Below are 18,563 nucleotides of genomic sequence, written 5' to 3'. Positions count from 1 at the left end.
TATTAAATGGTAACGTGATAAATTCTCCTGGAAGCGGGCCTACCTTCGGGCTTGCAGCAATCGCCCATCATGCCGGTTTTGTAGCAAGGCATGCTGGTTTCAGTACTGAATTTTTTGAACTGTTTGGCAGAAACAAAATCCTTGTCGATAACGGTAATATTCTTCTCGCCGGATAATACCTGTTCTTTTACGTCCATAAAATGCAGGGTACTGCCGCCAAAAGATACATGGGCATCCTGTTGCACCTTTACACCGTTAAAATCACCGGTCATTACCAACTTACCGATAGAGAAACCAGCATCTTCCACTTTTTGCTTAATGGCATCAATGCTAACAGGAACGTCACTTTTAAAAGAGAGCACAAAAGTAGTGTTGTCTAGGTCGGTATCTATTTTATCCACAAACGGCAGCGAGGCAAGCGCTTCGAAAGTAGCTTTGGAGCACATCGCGCAGGTAAGGCCGCTGGCATATACACTGGCTTTTTTAAATTGGGCTTGGGCGCCAAAAGCGATACCCAATGCAAGCAATATAATGGAGATAGTTTTCATGATCTGATTAAATAAATAAATGAAATAATTACAGCCGTAGCAGCACAGCTCCGGGTAAATGGAGCAGTCTATTATATTATATTATATTATTTCAATATCAGATCCGGAAAATGCAGTTTTTGAGGAAGATGGGAGTGGTAGCCGGTTCCGGCGGATCATGCGGATAAACTCCGGCGATCAGCTGTTGGGTAAATGCTGCAGGGATGTTGAGTATACGTACCGGCAACTGTAAATCTACGCCAGGGTTAAAACCTTGCTGTAACACTTTTGCAGCCTGGTGCGATTCCGTTACCTTACAAAACTTGAATTCATCTTTACAGCAATCCATGCCCTTTGCAGGCTTACCGCATTTCTGGCAATGGTCGGCTGGAGTATCCTGCCACTCTACGGATGCCAGCTTACCCATGCAATAGTGCACGTTTACTGCTACCCCGCTGGTAAGCGTGATATACAATACAGCAAATAATATGGCAAAAAACCGTTTCATGATGAAAAGCAAAGATACAAAAACTACCGGCTATTAGTTACTACAATCAGTAGCTAATAGCCGGTAGCTGTTAGTTAATAAACCACCATCTTATCCCCAGTCGGAACTGGAAGTTATTATAGGGGTATAAGGGTGCGGCAAAGTTGTTATTCGCCAGAAAGGTATTCAGGTTTTCTGCCCGTATGTAGGCGGAGAAAGACTTAATCCTAAAATTGGCAAAAGCAGTAATATCGGGTAAAGGATTACTGATTTTGGTGGTATGCTGGTAAACAAATTGTCCTGTGAGCGGGGAATAGTCATCTGCAAAATACCCCGTGTTATAACGAAGCTCTATACCTGTCATGAGATGCAGGTGCGTATACAACGTTTTCTCAAATGCAAACCGGTTGCGGGTCCACACGGTAGGCACATTTAATGGTGCGTTGCCGTGTAGCTGCTGGAAAGCCAGGTCGAAATACCAGGCGAATGAATTGAGCGTAAACTTCTTGCTGAACATTATCTGCAAGAGATTAAATAAGGAGTTATCCTGCTCACTGTGATAGTAATCTTTAAAATACGTATAGTTGGTGAACAGGAAATAATTGACCGCCAACGTGTATTTCAACTTTTGGTTATCGGTAGCAAACTGCAATTGCGTAGTATTTTGCTTAGCCAGGGAAGTATTATACCAAGCATCGCGGTTGCTATTGAAATACTTATATACGTAAGAAGGTTCGCGGTTCACATTATTAACAGACAGGCGCACATCTCCCAGCAAGTCGTTGATATGCCGTTTTAACATGCCATAAATTCCATAATCGCCGATATTTTGCCCCATTACATAAAACTCTCCTCTGGCAGCGAAATCCCATTTTTGATTCCTGGTTTTGTTCCGGTATTCTCCATGTACAGCCAGGTTGGTAAAGTTAATGTCGGCATCCAGGAAGGTACCTTGTATACTTTCGAACCGGGCGCCCAGGTTAATAAAATGCCCCAGGTTGCCTCTTATCGGGAACTGTATCAACGATAAGTCGTTGGTAATCATTTTCCACGTATGCTTTGCATTCACAGTGTCTCCTGGCAGGAAATTATAGTGGCGGGAGTAGAAAGACGTATCCGGATCGCTGTCGATGAATTGATAACTGTCGTTCTCATAGTTGAACGTATACTGTACCCGGAACACCGGATCATATTTATAGTACTCCGTAGTGTCGTTTACGTGAATGGTATCGCCACGCCCCCAGTCGTACTGTTGCTGTATCAGCAGTCCGGTTTCCCGGTAGTTGGATTTTACCGGCAGGTTGCCACTACCCAAAAACGTATAAGCCTGGGGAGTATTATTGCCCAGGTTTACCGGGATGGTCTTACGTTGTTCGTACCCGGGTATGGTCAAAAAAGAATCGTTCCTGATACCGCCGTTTTCCCCTCCGTTGATTTTATTAAAATATAAGCTCAGGAAGGTATTGGCACGTTTGTTTTTACTCTGGTAACGGGAGGTAAGCCGGTAAAAATCGTGGTTCGTATTCTGGGTCCGGAAGTAACCGGGCGAGTTGATCTTGTGGTAATCTATAGCGAAATTGAACCTTTCTGTGCGGTTTTGGGTATGCGATATCCCGATCACCTGTTCTTGTTTACTGCCCACCAGGTATTTCATCTCGGTATACGGACGGCTGGTGCTGTAAAAACGGGCATCCTGATGTGAATTGGAATAAACATCAAAAGAATGGAATCCGGCATCGAAGCCAGGTTTCATCAGCGGGCTATAAATGATGTTATAGGCTGCACTACCATTATTACCCAGATTAGTATAAGAAGCCGGCACCCCCAGGTAATTTAACTGGAAGTCAGAGATAGAGGAATCTATCCGGTAATCGGTAGGTTCTCCAAGTACGCGGTACCTGATGGTAAGCGTATCCAATTCTTCCTGGTGTCTTACGGTATCGCGCTGCATTTTACTGCTGCCGCCTCCGCCGCCACCCATACCGGAAAAACGACCCGAGTTAAACTGGGCCTTTAATTGTATCCCGCCTACTAACAGCAGGGCTATGAAAATAAAAAAGAATTGCCTCATCCGAAAGGTACAAAAGCGTTTATAGTTGCCGGATTAATTCACTGAAAATAAGCGTAAGCTTAGGCTCCGCTGCTTTGGCAGCTGCCAGTACTTCCTCATGGGTAATTACATTTTCTTCCTCCCGGATACCGATGTCGGTAATTACGCTCATTGCAAATACTTTCAAGCCGGCATGTGCTGCTACAATTACTTCCGGAACAGTACTCATGCCTACTGCATCACCACCAATGATATGCATGTACCTGTACTCTGCCCTGGTTTCGAAAGTGGGACCTTGTACACCTACATACACACCGTTGTGTAAAGATATATTGTTAGCAGCAGCAATTTTATAGGCGGCATCAATCAGTTGTTTGGCATACGGTTCACTCATATCCGGGAAGCGGGGACCCAGCGCATCTTCATTTTTACCCCTCAGTGGATGTTCTGGCTGCAGGTTGATGTGATCGCGGATAACCATGAGGTCACCCACCTGGAAAGTAGGGTTCATACCACCTGCGGCATTGGAAATGAATAAGGTATGTATACCCAGGGCTTTCATTACGCGTATAGGAAAAGTTACCTGCTGCATAGAAAATCCTTCATAGTAATGAAAACGTCCGGCCATGGCCACTACGGGTTTGCCATTCATATACCCGAGGATCAATTTGCCGGAATGCCCTTCTACAGTAGATACCGGGAAATGAGGAATATCGCTATATGGAATCTCAATCTTATTTTCTATGTCGGCGGCCAGGTTACCTAGTCCACTGCCAAGTATAATACCCGCCACTGGCTTTTCTTGCCAATATTTGCTGATATATTCACCCGCTGCAGTGACCTTTGCTATTAGTTCACTCATCTGTTTTATACATTAATTAAAAAGGTGGGTCTAAAAAATAAACCCGCGCAAAGTTATTTTTTAATTCACAAATGACTGCAGTTTTATATTTAAATCATAATGACCTATTTTAGCGGCAAATTTTATTCCGATGAACTTACACGAGTACCAGGCTAAAGAACTGTTGAAAAAATATAATGTACCAGTACAGGAAGGTATTCCTGTGGATACCCCTGAAGCGGCTGCGGAAGCGTATAAGCAGCTAAAAGTACAATTTGGTAATGAGTTTGCCGTAGTTAAAGCCCAAATTCATGCGGGTGGACGCGGAAAAGGTAAGATCCGTGGTACGGAACAAAGAGGTGTGGCAGTAGGAAAAAATGCAGAAGAAATCAAAACCATAGCTGGAAATATACTGGGTGGAACACTTGTTACCATTCAGACCGGTGAAGCTGGTAAGCTGGTAAATAAAGTACTGGTAGCGCAAGATGTATACTATCCTGGCGCTAACCCAGTAAAAGAATTCTACCTGTCTATCCTGCTCGATCGCGCCAAAGCCGAAAATGTGATCATGTATTCCACAGAAGGCGGTATGGACATTGAAGAAGTAGCGCATAGCACTCCTGAAAAAATATTCAAAGAATGGGTAAAACCCAATATGGCCCTGCAGCCTTTCCAGGCGCGTAACATCGCCTTCAACCTGGGTTTAAGCGGTGAAGCACTCAAAAACATGGTAAAATTCGTTACCAATCTGTATAATGCTTACGTAGGACTGGATTGCAGCATGCTGGAAATCAACCCGTTGTTCAAAACCAGCGATGATAAAATAATTGCAGTAGATGCTAAGGTAAACCTGGACGACAATGCGCTGATGCGTCATCCCGACCTGGAAGCCCTCCGTGATATCAGCGAAGAAGATCCTACTGAAGTGGAAGCCAGCAAATTTAACCTGAACTTCGTAAAACTGGATGGTAACGTAGGCTGTATGGTAAACGGCGCCGGTTTGGCCATGGCTACCATGGATATGATCAAATTGAGCGGTGGTGAGCCAGCTAACTTCCTGGACGTAGGCGGTACTGCTAATGCACAAACTGTAGAAGCAGGTTTCCGCATCATCCTGAAAGATCCTAAAGTAAAAGCGATCCTGATCAATATCTTTGGTGGTATCGTACGTTGCGACAGGGTGGCTCAAGGTGTGATCGACGCCTATAAATCTATTGGTAACATCACCGTGCCTATCATTGTACGTTTGCAAGGTACCAATGCTGCTGAAGCAAAAGCACTGATCGAAGAAAGCGGCCTGAAAGTACAGTCTGCCATCCTCCTGAGCGAAGCAGCTGCACTGGTAAACAAAGCAGTAAGCGCATAAGGTATAGAAAATATCATCATAACATAAAAAACGGGGAAGACTCATCGTCTTCCCCGTTTTTTATGTTATATCCTTCTCCTTATTCTCCCTTTTTAGGAGGAGCGGGCATGGTTGCCTTAGGAGCAGCAGGCGTTTTTACATCATCCTTTACTGGCTTTTGCACGGGAGGCTTCTGTTCTTCTTTAGCAGGTGAAGGTTTGGGCGCTGGTTCGCCATATCCCGGATCAGCATAATTGCTATCATCTCCTGAACCATAATCGTCTGCAGAACCATTGCCTACATTATCTGACTGCGCATCCGGGGTTAAGTTGGAATCGTAATTCAAGTAAATATCATCCTGACTCATATTGGGCGGAATCGGGAAATGATCGTTGGTACTCAGCTTCAGGGTAGGGTCGGCATATACTTTTTGCATAAAATAAGCCCAGATGGGCAGGCCCGTATTAGCACCCTGCCCAATAGCAGTTGTACTGAAATGGATAAAGTTGTTTTCGCAACCTACCCAGGCGCCAGCCAGCAATTTAGGCGTGTACCCTACAAACCAGCCATCGGTATTATCGTTGGTGGTACCTGTTTTACCGGCAATTTCACCCTGGATATTATAACGGGAACGCAAACGCGCGCCTGTTCCACCCGGAGCTACCACACCTTCCATCATTTTCACCATGGTATAAGATTCTCTCTCACTGATCACCTCTCTTTTTACCGGCGCAAAAGTTTCCAGGATATTGCCATTCCTGTCTTCTATGCGGGTAATATAGATCGGTTTAGTATTGATGCCCCTGGCCGGGAACATGGTATATCCCTGCAACAGTTCATACAATGAAATTTCCACTGCCCCAAGCGCAATTGCCGGATAAGCCGGGATATCACTGCTGAAGCCAACTTTATTTTTGGCGAAATCGGCAAAGGGCTTAGCCCCTATCTGCTTAATCAGATAAGCCGCCACCAGGTTAAGCGACTTAGCCAGGGCGCCTGCCATCGTAATGGTGCCACCAGTAGTTCCTTCAGAGTTATGCGGCGTCCAGCCATTGATATTAATAGGCTCATTCGGCAACATCGTATTAGGCGACATACCGTTCATAATGGCAAAACAATACAGGAAAGGTTTGAAAGTAGATCCAACCTGCCTGCGGGTTTTGGCAACGTGATCGTTTTTAAAATAACGGAAATCAGGTCCGCCTACCCATGCTTTTACTTCACCACTTTCAGGGTCCATGGCCATAAAACCTGCCTGCAAAATAGCACGCATATATTTAATGGAGTCCAGCGGCGTCATCACCGTGTCTATTTCATTCAGATCTGGATCTGTGGAACTTCTCCAACCAAATACCTTCATGCGGGTGGGCGTGTTGAAAACCTTGGTAATAGTGGAATCGGAAGCATTATCCTCTTTCATCGCCTTATAACGGTCGGATTCCTTGGTATATTGATCCAGGAATTTGGGCCATTTTTTCCATACACTGCCACTTTTAACGTCGTTTTGGGCAAAGAGGGATTTTTGCAGCGTAGCCAGGTGTTTAGCTACCGCTTCTTCTGCATATAACTGCATCCGTGGATTGATGGTAGTATAAATTTTCAGGCCATCACGGTAAATGTTATACGGTGAGCCATCTGATTTTGTATGTTCTTTGCACCAACTTTTGAGCTCATCGCGCAATACTTCGCGGAAATAAGGCGCTAGTCCTTTATTATGGTCTATTTTATTATAGTGTAAAACAATCGGTTTGCTCTTGGCGCTAACTGCTTCTGCAGGAGTAATAAATCCTGCCTGCTGCATATTGTCGATCACCGTATTACGGCGGTTGAGTGCAGTTTGCGGATTACGGCGCGGATTATAGATTGTGTTCCCTTTAAGCATACCTACCAATACAGCAGCTTCTTCTATAGACAAATGACCGGCATCTTTACTAAAAAAGGTACGGGCACCATTTTCGATACCATATACGTTATCTCCATAAGCTACCGTATTGAGGTAGAGGGTCAGGATTTCCTGTTTGGTGAAATTCCTTTCCAACTTTATGGCAATGATCCATTCCTGTATTTTCTGAAAGCCCCTGGTAAAAGGATTATCGGCTCTTTTCTTACCAAGGTTATCTGCTTGCAGGTTTAAAGCTAACTGTTGGGTGATGGTACTGGAACCACGTTTTTTACCTATCAGCAGGTAAAAGGGAATGGCCAGCGTGCCCTTAGGATCAATACCGGAATTATCATAGAACCGGGTTTCTTCGGTTGCAATGAGCGCATTGATCACATTTGGTGAGATTTCATTGTAATCACTGCTGGAACGGTCTACCTGATAGTATTTCCCCAGGATGGTACCATCATCGGCAATTACTTCTGAGGCTAAAGCTGCGCGGGGATTTTCCAGTTCTTCCATAGGAGGCATGCTGCCTATTATCCGGAAATTAATTAGTAAAACAAGGATTACAATTAATGCTAAGATACCAAAAGCCACCCGCCACAATATTTTCACCGATTTTTTCATGCGCTTATTTAATTTGTTTTATGGCAAAATTGCTAACCAATAAAAATGGATAGCAATTTATTACTATCTGTTGGCTATATATATATTTTTTCAATAAGGTCCCCCCTGCAATAAACAAGCCTGTTTATAACAGTTTGACCGACAAAGCTATTTAAAATTTACAAAAATTAGAATTTTGAATTTCCGGTCTGCTTCGCAGTTTATATCCTACGCTATATCACTGGGTTACGTAGTTATCTGCAAAGAATTTGCGGTACCCCACCAGGTCTTTAGTACTGTTCAGGAGGATAAAATTATCCCTTGAAATAACAAAGAAATTATATTCGGTAGGCCTGATCCTGGGGATGATATTAGCGGCGGCCTCATCCCGGATTTCGTCGAAGTAAGCCAGGGCCTTATCTTCATTGGGGAACAACCGGAAAATGAGCATTACATCATTTGGTGTGAGCACAAAGCTGCCTACTTCAATTTTATCGTTGGCATGTTTGGTGGCGTTATAGCGGGCAAACTGGTTCAGCCCCTCGTCCATCTGCTCCTTCGACACACGTTGGAAAGACAATACTACGAAGAAAGGATTGTCGTTAGTCACCTTCACCTTATAAGGCGTGATTGGCTTTACCGGCACAATGGGCGAAGGCAACGGTGATGTCATGGCAGCGATCATTTTCACAGAATCCACCGGGGGCTTAGCCTGAGCAACGTTCAGCTTATCAGCCAACACGGGCTGCGGATTTTGCCAGGGATAGCGCATAGTGATGTTTTCGTCTAGCAATACGCCATTGGCATCTTTTTTACTTGCTTCCAACTTGGCCAGGTAGTCGGTAAGCTCAGCCCGGTGATCCAAGGCATCCATAAGCGCCTGAGCCTGGGTACGGACAGGTTGGTCTGCCGCATATTTAGTAAGCACCGCCTGTACTGCTCCGCGTGAGCGCTGCAGGGAATCGGTGGCAAAGAGTGTATCCGTTTTAATGATGAGCATCGCTTCCAGCAGATCGAACTTTGATTGCAGAAAATTGACGCCGAAAGTAGTATCCGCTTCTTTTTTCAAGGACATAGCCCGGGCATAGTCTCCATTCCGGAAAGCAATATAGGCCGAATCATATACCTCGCTGATCTGCTTCTTTTTAGCATCATCCACATCTTTACGGCCACCGGAGCGTATAATGTCTGCAAAATTGGTATTTCCATACTGGTTAAGCACCATGCTCTTATATTGGTCTGCTTCTGTATTATGGTTCAGTTTGCTATGCCAGATGTATAATGAATATAACACTTCCGGTTTCCGGGGATGATCCGGGAACAACATCAATAAAGAATCGTAGGTTTCAATGGCCAGTGGAAAATTATCCAGCTTATCGTGGTAGAGCTTACCCAGGTCGAACCAGGCTTCCCTGACTGCTTTCTCGGAAGCGGCCAACTGTTCCGGAGCCAGGGGCAGGCCTTTAGCAAGGGTTTCTATTGTAATGCTATCCGGTGGGAGGTCTTTAACAGCCATGGTATTAGCCATTTCCTCTTTAATGTCTACCGGCGTACTGCTGTTGGCATTAGCCACACCAGTTTGGCTACGGCGCCAGTTATCGCCAGGCTGACGGTTGCCCCATTTGCGTTTAAACTCCGAATATCCTGCAGATTTGCTGCCAGCATTATAGAAATACCAATCACCTTTATCATCTTTGTTGCCAGTGTTTCCTCCTCCGTTCATCATACTGAGCAGCGGGTCGTTATTACCGGCAGAACTGGCCGTTTCCAGCGCGTCCTTCTTTATCTTCTCTACAGCGTTATTTTTTAGGGTAGCCACCATTTTTGTCAGGAAAATATTCCGGTCGGAAGGCAACATAGCTACAATTTTCTGGAGACTATCTTCCCGGTGTATAAGCTCTAGCTTAGCCACTACTTCGGTGAGCACTTCTTTACGGGTATTCACCAGGGCGGCATCAGTAAATTCTTTGGTCATGATGCCAGCGGTACTATCATAATATTTTTTTGCTTCTGTATAATTACGCTGGTCGTAATAAATATCTGCCATCCCTTTATAGGTGAGCGTGCGTTGTATGCTGTTGTTACTGGGTACTTTGAGCGATTGCTTCATATAACCGATGGCTCCTTCCGGGTCTTTGGGCGCCACTAGGGTACCCATCGTATAAAGGATGCCATCACGATAGCGGAGGAAGCGATCTTTTTTAAGCATGCGGCGCAGGCCTGCAATACTTTGCGCCACATTGCCGGTAGTTTCCGCATTGGTTTTGGCTATCTGTATCCTGGCCTGGAAGTCCATCATCGGATCGGGTTTCATGGCGATTACGTGGCGAAACTGTTCCAGTGCGGAGTCGGGATGCTGCTGTTGCACATACAACTGCCCGAGAATGAACGACATCCTCGCGCGGGTTACTTTATTATGGCCCTTTTCGATGGCCAGCCGCAATGGCGCTATGGATTCAGGATATTTTTTCTGGATATAGTTGCCATAAGCGCGTACTTCCGCCAGATCGCCATCCAGGCGGCGGGGAAAAGTAGGGTCTGTTTTGAGGATGTTCAGGAGCGCTTGCACCTCATCGTACTCCTTCATCTCCAGGAGGGTTCTGGCCCGCCACAGGAAAGCGTCGTTACGGGCTTTGATATGTTTAAACCGGCCTAAAAAGCCTTTCCTTTTTTCATTGGTGGCAATGGTGATCTGGTCATTTTCCCGTGATCCTACCACTGTTTTGTATTCTGATTTCTTTTTGGGAGCAAATGCAATGTTGATGTATTGGAATGTTTTATTGGCATTTTCGAGATCGCCTTCATAGAAATAAGCGCGGCCCATGAGCAGGAAGCAATCGTCTATCCATTTACCCCTGGGATCGTGCAGCTGGATGGCCATATTGGTTTTATCAATCACGGAGTCCAGTTCTCCCCTGTTAAAGCCCTGGCTCTGTAAGCTATAGGGGTAAAAAGGCAATAGCACATTATAGTTGTCTTGCCCATCGCGGTTAGCGCCTTTCACCACCTTATCCATTTTAACTTTTGCGTGGAAGTAGTAGTTAAAACGGGTAGCCATATTTTGGAAAAACTGTCTTTTCCAGGTCCATTTCTTTTTTTCCAGCATTACTTCAGCAGGTGGACGCCGGTCTTGTACATGGGGCTCTTTCGGCTTAAAAAGAGGCTTGGCAACAGGTTTATTATGCTGTTGCGAGGTGTCTGTGTATGGTTGCTGGGAATTTGGTTGCATCGGCCGTTTCGGTTGCTTCACTTGCGCCTTTGCGGCCGGCGTTATCCCCAGACAGAACGACAATAAAATAAATCCCAGATATTTATGTAGCAGTTTTTTGCGATTCATGGATGCCAGGGTGTATAGGCTATATATATAACTTCCAGTTTGAAAAAATATTTTAAAGATAGGATAAAATAGTTGATTGCATGCGCGTTTAGTGCAGCTATAAAACACTTTTTTCTCTGCTTCCCTCTTTTTTAATGCGCTGGTTATCAAATAAAAAAATGGTTATCATTTGATAAACCTTAAAACACTGTTCCCATTTTTACAATAATGATTAACTTTAGCCCGCCTTAAAAGGAATAAATTCTTTCAGTAGTATCACAAACATGGCCAGGAAGGGGAACAAAAACAACAGAAAAAACCTTGAAAAATTCAGTCATAAGTACCGGTTGGTGATTATGAATGAAGATACCTATGAAGAAGTAACCTCATTCAAGCTATCCAGAATGAGCGTATATATAGCTTTCAGTACCGTGTTTGTATTACTGGTGGCCATTACCGTAGCTACGGTGGTATTTACGCCTTTGCGTTATTATATACCTGGTTACGGCGACCTGAAACAGCGCAAGGAATTTATCCACCTTAAAATGCGGGCCGATTCACTTGAATCAGCTATCAATGCCCGCGACGTGTACTTGAAAAACATTAAACAAGTCATTAACGGTGATTTTACCGGCAAGCTGGATACCACCATGTTGAAAGTTCCTGCTGTAGACAACAGTACCTATTAGTCAACACATTTAGTTTTTTATTTAAATATTCCTGCAAACAGGTCAGGTGAGTGTTTGAATAAGATATCTAAATATATAAATACTTAGTTAATTACATATTTTATTTATATTACATTCACTTAACTTGAAAAACCTTACTCCCTATGTTTAATAACAGTCAGAAATCTAAAGGCGACAACAAAGTGGCGATGCTGCCAACTTCTACCATCAATATTATAGGCACTGGTACTACTATCCAGGGTGATATTGTATGTGAAGGCGATATCCGGATAGACGGCCAGGTAAATGGCCTGGTATCCACCAAAGCTAAAATTGTGGTAGGTCCGGAAGGAGATATTGTTGGTGACCTGGTATGCCAAAGCGCTGATATCCTGGGTAAAGTAACCGGTATCATCAGAGTAGAAGAACTGTTGTTCCTGAAAGGCAATGCATTGGTGAAAGGTGACGTATATACCGCTCATTTTGAAATGGAACCTACTGCTAAGTTCAATGGCCGTTGCTATATGGACGAGCAGCCAGTTCCTCCAATAAAAGCAGAAAAAACAGATAAAGACAATCAAAAAAATGGCAAATCCGTCCTCCAGGAAGCCCAATAACCGTAATCCGCTGTTACGATATGCCGGGTTAGCCTTTCAGATGATGGCGACCCTTGGTTTGGGCGTTTTTGCAGGATATAAATTAGACCAGCGCATAGGCTGGCGCTTTCCTATATTCCTGATCATTTTTTCTTTAATTGCTTTAGCCATACTTTTGTGGCAAATTATAAAAGACACCCGACGGCATGAGTGATAGATTTTTTATACGGCTATTTGCACTTTTTGGTATTGTAAACGGACTGCTAATCATATTTAAACCCAGGTTACTGGACCTTGGCGGGCATATAAATGTACTGCTGGCAGGTAACCTGATTATGGCGATCATTTCCCTGGTGTCTTACTTGATAAGCCGCCAGGGGCTTGCCTCTTCCAACCACAATGCGTTTATCCGCGCCGTTTATGGCGCTACGCTCAGTAAACTCTTTTTATGTGTGATCGGTGTAGCCATATACGTATTCCTGTACCGGCCCGATGTGAGCAAATTAACCATCTTCCTGCTATTATCTTTTTACCTGGTGTATACTATCTTCGAAACACTTAGTCTTTTCGGGCTAACCAAGCCTAAAAAATAATCTGCTTGAAAAAAGAGGCGCCTTTAAATACTTTAGCGTCGTTCCTGCCAGAAGGCACCTTCGATCAGGTAATGGATTACCTGACCACTTATAAAGTGCATCTCACGGTAACGCGGGAACGCGCCAGCATATTAGGCGATTACCGGCATCCCGATGGACTGGGCAAAGGACACCGCATCAGCGTAAATGGGTCCCTGAACAAATATGCATTCCTGATCACGTTGCTGCATGAAATCGCACATCTTACCACTTTTAATAAATACGCTAACCGCGTGGCCTCGCACGGCAAGGAATGGAAACAGGAATTCAGCTACATCCTGCATGGTTTTGTAGGTAAGCACCTATTGCCGCCCGATGTAGAAATGGCCATACGCCAAAGCATGTCTAACCCTGCCGCCAGCTCCTGCGCCGATGAAAACCTGATGCGGGTATTGAAAAAATACGACCGGCAGAAAGAAAATCACTACTTCGTGGAGCAGGTGCCTTTACACAGCCTGTTTAAAACCAAAGACGGGCGGGTATTCCGCCGGGGGGAAAAAATAAGAAAACGCTACCGCTGTGAAGAGGTAGCGTCTCATAGGGTATATTTGTTCAGCCCTGTATATGAAGTGGAAATAATCCAAGAACCAGGCATTCCACCTACCCTGTAACTTAGGGCTTTTCTCCTACGTAATGCAATACCGGATAAGCTATTGCCCTGTTGATCAATTGTATTTCCAACTGCACAATATTGGCCTCCGCTGCTGCCTGTAATTTAGGAGCATCGTCGGTAGGCTTATGATAATCATCATGCCCGCCGGTATGAAAGAACATCACCGGCACGCCATTCACATAAAAATTATGGTGATCGGAAGCTCCTTTACCAGCAGCATCTGTAAAGAATTTAATACCCGGCTGTTGCACTTCTTTAAAAACAAGCGGCCATTCTTCAGCACTGCCATAGCCGCCAATGCCAATACCCCTTTCCGGATTATAACGGCCAATCATATCCATATTAAGCATGAAATGCGTTTTGTCCAGCGGTATCAACGGATGGGCAGTATAATATTTTGAGCCTTGCAGTCCCAATTCTTCTCCTCCAAAAGCAATAAATAGGAAATTAAACGACTCTTTTGCACCGTTCTGCGTATAATACCGCACTAATTCCAGCAAACCGGCTACACCGGAAGCGTTGTCATCTGCACCGTTATGTATCTGCCCAATTGGATACTTGCCATCAAAGAGAACGGCAGTGCCAAGGTGATCGTAATGGGCACCAATAATAATCGTACGGGAGGCGCCGTTGTTGAGCCACCCAATTACATTACGGCTGGGAATATTGGTATGCTCCTTCCTGTCGAAAGTAAAATCCTGAAAATAACTGTTGCCGTTACCAGGTTGCAACCCCAATTTCTTGAATTGCCGGGCCACATAGCGGCTAGCCTTCCATCCTCCTTTTTCTGCAGTACCGCGGCCTTTAAGCTTGTTTGCCGCCAGGTAATTTACAATGCCCTGTATACGCCCTGCGTTGGGAATTGTGTCTTGAGCCGATGCGCTGGTGTATATTCCTGCAGCGCATAGCCATAATAACCATTTTTTATTCATATCCGGCTAAAATAGAGAAGGCTTCCGGAACCGGAAGCCTCCTGCTAAAATTTATGTTTGAAATGTTCAAATTGTATCAACATTACTTTTTACGCTGTTGTTGCTGCATGTCCTGCTGGCGCTTCTGGACCTCTTCTAGTTTTTCCTGCCATTTGGATTTTGACTTCGGCTTCTTCTTGTTTTCCTGGATCTGTGCGTGGATCTTATCATGGTTAATGATAAACTTCTGAATCACAAACTGCAACAGGATACTGATCACGTTAGAGAGGAAGTAATAGAAGGTTAATGCAGCGGCCAGGCGGTTAAAGATACCCAGCAGCATGATCGGCATGATGAATGGCATGTACTTCATTACCGGATTGCTCTGATCTGCCATACCACGGTTGTAGAAGGCAAGGATAAGGCTGGTAATGGTCATGAGGATGGTGAACAAGCTCACGTGGTTGCCATAAAAAGGAATATTGAACGGCAGGTTCAGGATAGAATCGTAAGTGGATAAATCCTTTGCCCACAGAAAACTTTCCTGACGCAGCTCAATGGAAGACGGGAAGAAGCTGTACATCGCTACCAGGATAGGTAACTGCAGCAATGCCGGCAAGCATCCTCCCAGTGGATTCACCCCTGCGCTCTTAAACAATTTCATCTGCTCTACGCCAAACGCTTGCTGATCATCGCCATGTTTTGCTTTCAGTTCATCAATTTCCGGCTTCAGCACCTTCATCTTTGCCTGGGATACATAGCTCTGGTAGGTAAAAGGAGCTATCAGCAAACGGATAAAGATGGTGAGCAATATAATGATGATACCATAGTTATGGATAAAACCACTCAGGAAATTAAATACCGGAATAATGATGAAGATGTTCACATACTTCACAAAAGCGAAGATACCGGTACCTAACGGGATGATCTTCTGTAAACCGATATCGAAAGATTTCAGTGTTTTATAATGGTTAGGACCATAATAAATTTCTATCGGGAAAGAGAAATCATTAGCGCGGTTGTACGGGATCTGAATGGTGCTGAATGTTTGTCCAACTACATTAGGGCTTTCCGGTACTTTAGTATTGATATCCGCATTATTGAAAAGCTCATTTTTTGCAATCAGGGTAGCATTGAAGAACTGCTGTTTTACGCTCACCCATTTCAGTTTATGCTCCAGTTTTTCGTGGCTGGAATGGCTGAGAGTGAAGTAATCATGCTTATCATGTTCGTACATGTAATGCACCTGGTTGTTCAGGCGCTCGTTTTGCATATCATGCTCCTGTTTATCGTCCTGTGCATTCCACTGCAGGTTCAGGTAATTTTGATTACCTGGGAACAATCCCTGCATACCTACGGCGTGGATGGTATAATCTACCACGTAGCTGCCTGGTTTTAGGGAATAAACGAATTCCAGGAAAGCGCCGGGCTGATTGGTGCCCAGGCGGTAAGAGATGGTTTTAACGCCACCAGCCAGTTCCTGTGGTTGTCCGGCGGTGAAAAACAGGTCGGCACTGTTCAGCACTTTAGTCGGACTGGCGGGCACTTCTATGGAAAGGCGGTTAAAAGAGCCTTCCTGCAACATCAATGGTTCGCCTTCGTATGTTTTGTATTGAGTGAGTTGTACACTGGCTGGTTGCCCGCCTTTATTGGAGAAAGTGATCTTTACTACATCATTTTCCAGTGTTGTTGTTTGCTCATTGCCCGTTGCAGCAGCGGCAAATACACCAAATTCTCCGCTCAGCAAAGCCTGATGCGCTGAATCCAGCTGCCCGCCGGCAGCCGCGAAACCTGCTGTGTCTACAAGAGGAGTGGTTTTAGGCTTGTTAAGCTCTGCGATGGAATCTTGCCTGGCTTTTTCCCTTGCGGCTCCTGCCTGTTGTTTCTGATTGTAGAATATGTATCCTATCAACAAAACACCCAACAGTAAAAACCCAATGACCGAATTTCTATCCATGAAATGCAATTAAAATTTAGGCAGCAAAGGTAAGCAGGATTTTATGAAAAGCCCATGCTTTTTAGGTGAAACCCATGTTAATTGCGGTTAAAATGACAGCCAAGCCGAATAAATATGTAATTCACTGATAATCAATACTATTTTGATTAATTCTTCAGGCAGAAAAATTTGGGGAAACGAAAGGCTTTAACAGGATAAAAAGAAAAACGCACTTGTATATATATAAAATATATAATACAAATGCGTTCTACTATAGTTGTTAAAGGATTATTTATTGTACAATCTCTTCCAGCTTGGCTTTGCCATTTTTGCTCTCTGCATACTGCTTAGCAGCTTTAACAAAGGAAACGAAGATAGGCGCAGGATTTTCTACTGTGCTTTTTAGTTCTGGATGGAACTGAACGCCCACGAAGAAGGGATGTCCGGGTAATTCAACGATCTCTACGAGGCCGCTTTCCGGGTTTTTACCGGAAAGTACCAATCCGGCTGCTTCAAAATCAGCTACGTAATCATTATTGAATTCGTAGCGGTGGCGATGTCTTTCACTGATGGAAGTGGCGTTATAGATTTCAGCAGCTTTGGAACCTGGCACCAGTTCGCAGGCATAAGCCCCCAAACGCATGGTACCTCCTTTGGCGGTAATTTTTTTCTGTTCTTCCATCAGGTTGATCACCGGATGAGCGGTATCGGGGTTCATTTCCACGGAATGCGCGTCTTTCCAACCGAGCACGTTACGGGCATATTCCACCACGCTCATCTGCATACCGAGGCAAATACCAAAGAAAGGCAGTTGCTTTTCGCGGGCATACTGGATCGCCGTAATTTTACCTTCAATACCACGGTGACCGAAACCTGGCGCTACCAGGAGGCCATCAAGATTTTTCAGTTTCTCGCCTACATTTTCAGGTGTAATATGTTCTGAGTGGATATTTTGTACCACCACTTTACATTCGTTGAGGGAACCGGCATGAATAAAGGATTCCAGGATAGATTTATAAGCATCCTGTAATTCCACATATTTACCGATCAGGCCGATAGTAACCTTGGATTTAGGATATTTTAGTTTATCCAGGAATTCGCGCCATTTCACCAATTCCGGTTCTTTCTCTACCGGAAGACCCAGTCTTTTCAATACGGATATATCGAGTTTCTCGCGCATCATTTCCAGGGGCACTTCGTAGATGGTAGGTACGTCATTAGCTTCAATCACCGCATCTACCTGTACGTTACAGAACAGGGCGATCTTCTTTTTCAGGTCGCGGTATAACGGTTCTTCAGTACGGCAAACGATAATATCCGGATGCACGCCATACTCGCTCAGCAGGCGTACGGAGTGTTGCGTAGGCTTGGTTTTCAGCTCTTTGGCTGCGCGCAGGTAAGGAATAAGGGTAAGATGCACTACCAGGCAATCTTCTTCGCCCAGTTCCCACTGTAATTGTCTTACCGCCTCAATGTAAGGCAAGGATTCGATGTCGCCCACGGTGCCTCCCAACTCAGTGATCACAATATCAAACTTGCCATCTTTTCCCAACAGGAGGATGCGGCGTTTGATTTCATCGGTAATATGCGGGATTACCTGTACGGTTTTACCCAGGTAAGCACCCTCTCTTTCCTTGTTAATCACTGTTTGATATATACGGCCAGTAGTAACGTTATTAGCCTGGGATGTAGGCGTATTGAGGAAACGCTCGTAGTGTCCTAGATCCAGATCGGTTTCTGCTCCATCTTCCGTTACGTAACACTCACCATGTTCATAAGGGTTTAATGTTCCCGGATCCACATTGATATATGGATCAAATTTCTGAATAGTCACTCTAAAGCCGCGTGCCTGCAATAATTTTGCAAGTGAAGCAGCTATAATTCCTTTACCCAAAGAGGAAGTAACACCTCCCGTAACGAAGATATATTTTGCCATAAAAACTAAAATTCAGCTAAAAGTACTTGACCTATAAACGGGGAAGTCCGGACTGCATTTGGTGTAATACCGATCAAGTAAACTACTTCCGAAGGTCATGCAAAGTTACACAAATTTGCGTCGCTCCCAAGTTTTTTACCTTTGCGCTTTATTTGTTTGTTAATTTTTCAGAGAATATATTTAGCTCTCATCATTGATCTGCAGGGCGTTTTAAAGA

The 18,563-nt window shown here is 44.5% G+C and carries 15 protein-coding genes; 6 read left to right on the top strand and 9 right to left on the bottom strand.

What is annotated here, in order from left to right; genetic code table 11:
• Positions 1 to 2: 2 nt before the first annotated feature.
• The 4 genes from ACDQ55_RS12890 to ACDQ55_RS12875 all read right to left on the bottom strand — a co-directional run bounded on the left by ACDQ55_RS12890 (position 3) and on the right by ACDQ55_RS12875 (position 3,926).
• Positions 3 to 548 (bottom strand): heavy-metal-associated domain-containing protein, encoded by a 546-nt coding sequence (locus tag ACDQ55_RS12890; protein WP_420981809.1) that lies wholly within the window; start codon positions 546 to 548, stop codon positions 3 to 5.
• Positions 549 to 645: 97 nt separating this feature from the next.
• The gene (locus ACDQ55_RS12885; RefSeq protein WP_420981808.1) at positions 646 to 1,035 is read right to left on the bottom strand and encodes an HYC_CC_PP family protein; all 390 of its coding nucleotides are present in this window, start codon (positions 1,033 to 1,035) and stop codon (positions 646 to 648) included.
• A gap of 70 nt (positions 1,036 to 1,105) precedes the next feature.
• Positions 1,106 to 3,085 (bottom strand): putative porin, encoded by a 1,980-nt coding sequence (locus ACDQ55_RS12880; protein ID WP_420981807.1) that lies wholly within the window; start codon positions 3,083 to 3,085, stop codon positions 1,106 to 1,108.
• 19 nt (positions 3,086 to 3,104) lie between these two features.
• Positions 3,105 to 3,926: a purine-nucleoside phosphorylase gene (locus ACDQ55_RS12875; protein ID WP_420981806.1), complete on the bottom strand. Its 822-nt coding sequence runs from the start codon at positions 3,924 to 3,926 to the stop codon at positions 3,105 to 3,107.
• Positions 3,927 to 4,056: 130 nt separating this feature from the next.
• Between ACDQ55_RS12875 and sucC the strand changes: the two genes are divergently transcribed.
• The gene (gene sucC, locus ACDQ55_RS12870; protein WP_420981805.1) at positions 4,057 to 5,271 is read left to right on the top strand and encodes an ADP-forming succinate--CoA ligase subunit beta; all 1,215 of its coding nucleotides are present in this window, start codon (positions 4,057 to 4,059) and stop codon (positions 5,269 to 5,271) included.
• A gap of 79 nt (positions 5,272 to 5,350) precedes the next feature.
• Here sucC and ACDQ55_RS12865 read toward each other — a convergent pair whose 3' ends face one another.
• Complete coding sequence (locus tag ACDQ55_RS12865) at positions 5,351 to 7,759, bottom strand: penicillin-binding protein 1A (protein ID WP_420981804.1); 2,409 nt, start codon at positions 7,757 to 7,759, stop codon at positions 5,351 to 5,353.
• A 217-nt stretch (positions 7,760 to 7,976) separates the two neighbouring features.
• A complete protein-coding gene (locus ACDQ55_RS12860) occupies positions 7,977 to 11,075 on the bottom strand; it encodes a tetratricopeptide repeat protein (RefSeq protein WP_420981803.1) in 3,099 nt (1,032 codons plus the stop codon).
• A gap of 263 nt (positions 11,076 to 11,338) precedes the next feature.
• Here ACDQ55_RS12860 and ACDQ55_RS12855 point away from each other — a divergent pair, with 263 nt between their 5' ends.
• The 5 genes from ACDQ55_RS12855 to ACDQ55_RS12835 all read left to right on the top strand — a co-directional run bounded on the left by ACDQ55_RS12855 (position 11,339) and on the right by ACDQ55_RS12835 (position 13,561).
• Positions 11,339 to 11,743, top strand: a complete 405-nt coding sequence (locus tag ACDQ55_RS12855) for a hypothetical protein (RefSeq protein ID WP_420981802.1) — start codon at positions 11,339 to 11,341, stop codon at positions 11,741 to 11,743.
• A gap of 143 nt (positions 11,744 to 11,886) precedes the next feature.
• On the top strand, positions 11,887 to 12,339 hold the full coding sequence (locus ACDQ55_RS12850; protein WP_420981801.1) for a bactofilin family protein: 453 nt from the start codon (positions 11,887 to 11,889) through the stop codon (positions 12,337 to 12,339).
• Entirely contained in the window at positions 12,308 to 12,532 is a 225-nt protein-coding gene (locus ACDQ55_RS12845) for an AtpZ/AtpI family protein (RefSeq protein WP_420981800.1), read from the top strand. Before ACDQ55_RS12850 ends, ACDQ55_RS12845 begins: the two co-directional genes overlap by 32 nt.
• Positions 12,525 to 12,911: a hypothetical protein gene (locus ACDQ55_RS12840; RefSeq protein ID WP_420981799.1), complete on the top strand. Its 387-nt coding sequence runs from the start codon at positions 12,525 to 12,527 to the stop codon at positions 12,909 to 12,911. The genes ACDQ55_RS12845 and ACDQ55_RS12840 overlap by 8 nt, the downstream gene beginning before the upstream one ends.
• A 5-nt stretch (positions 12,912 to 12,916) precedes the next feature.
• The gene (locus tag ACDQ55_RS12835) at positions 12,917 to 13,561 is read left to right on the top strand and encodes a SprT-like domain-containing protein (protein ID WP_420981798.1); all 645 of its coding nucleotides are present in this window, start codon (positions 12,917 to 12,919) and stop codon (positions 13,559 to 13,561) included.
• Between the two features lies 1 nt (position 13,562).
• Here the strand turns inward: ACDQ55_RS12835 and ACDQ55_RS12830 are convergent, their stop codons facing one another.
• From ACDQ55_RS12830 to ACDQ55_RS12820, 3 genes are all read right to left on the bottom strand, one after another.
• Positions 13,563 to 14,495, bottom strand: a complete 933-nt coding sequence (locus tag ACDQ55_RS12830; protein WP_420981797.1) for a M20/M25/M40 family metallo-hydrolase — start codon at positions 14,493 to 14,495, stop codon at positions 13,563 to 13,565.
• A gap of 82 nt (positions 14,496 to 14,577) precedes the next feature.
• Positions 14,578 to 16,431: a membrane protein insertase YidC gene (yidC, locus tag ACDQ55_RS12825; RefSeq protein ID WP_420981796.1), complete on the bottom strand. Its 1,854-nt coding sequence runs from the start codon at positions 16,429 to 16,431 to the stop codon at positions 14,578 to 14,580.
• Between the two features lie 271 nt (positions 16,432 to 16,702).
• On the bottom strand, positions 16,703 to 18,346 hold the full coding sequence (locus ACDQ55_RS12820; protein ID WP_420981795.1) for a CTP synthase: 1,644 nt from the start codon (positions 18,344 to 18,346) through the stop codon (positions 16,703 to 16,705).
• Between the last annotated feature and the right edge of the window lie 217 nt (positions 18,347 to 18,563).

It is taken from the genome of Chitinophaga sp. 30R24 (assembly GCF_049056765.1).
Taxonomy (GTDB): domain Bacteria; phylum Bacteroidota; class Bacteroidia; order Chitinophagales; family Chitinophagaceae; genus Chitinophaga.
This window is presented reverse-complemented; position numbering and strand designations above follow the sequence as displayed.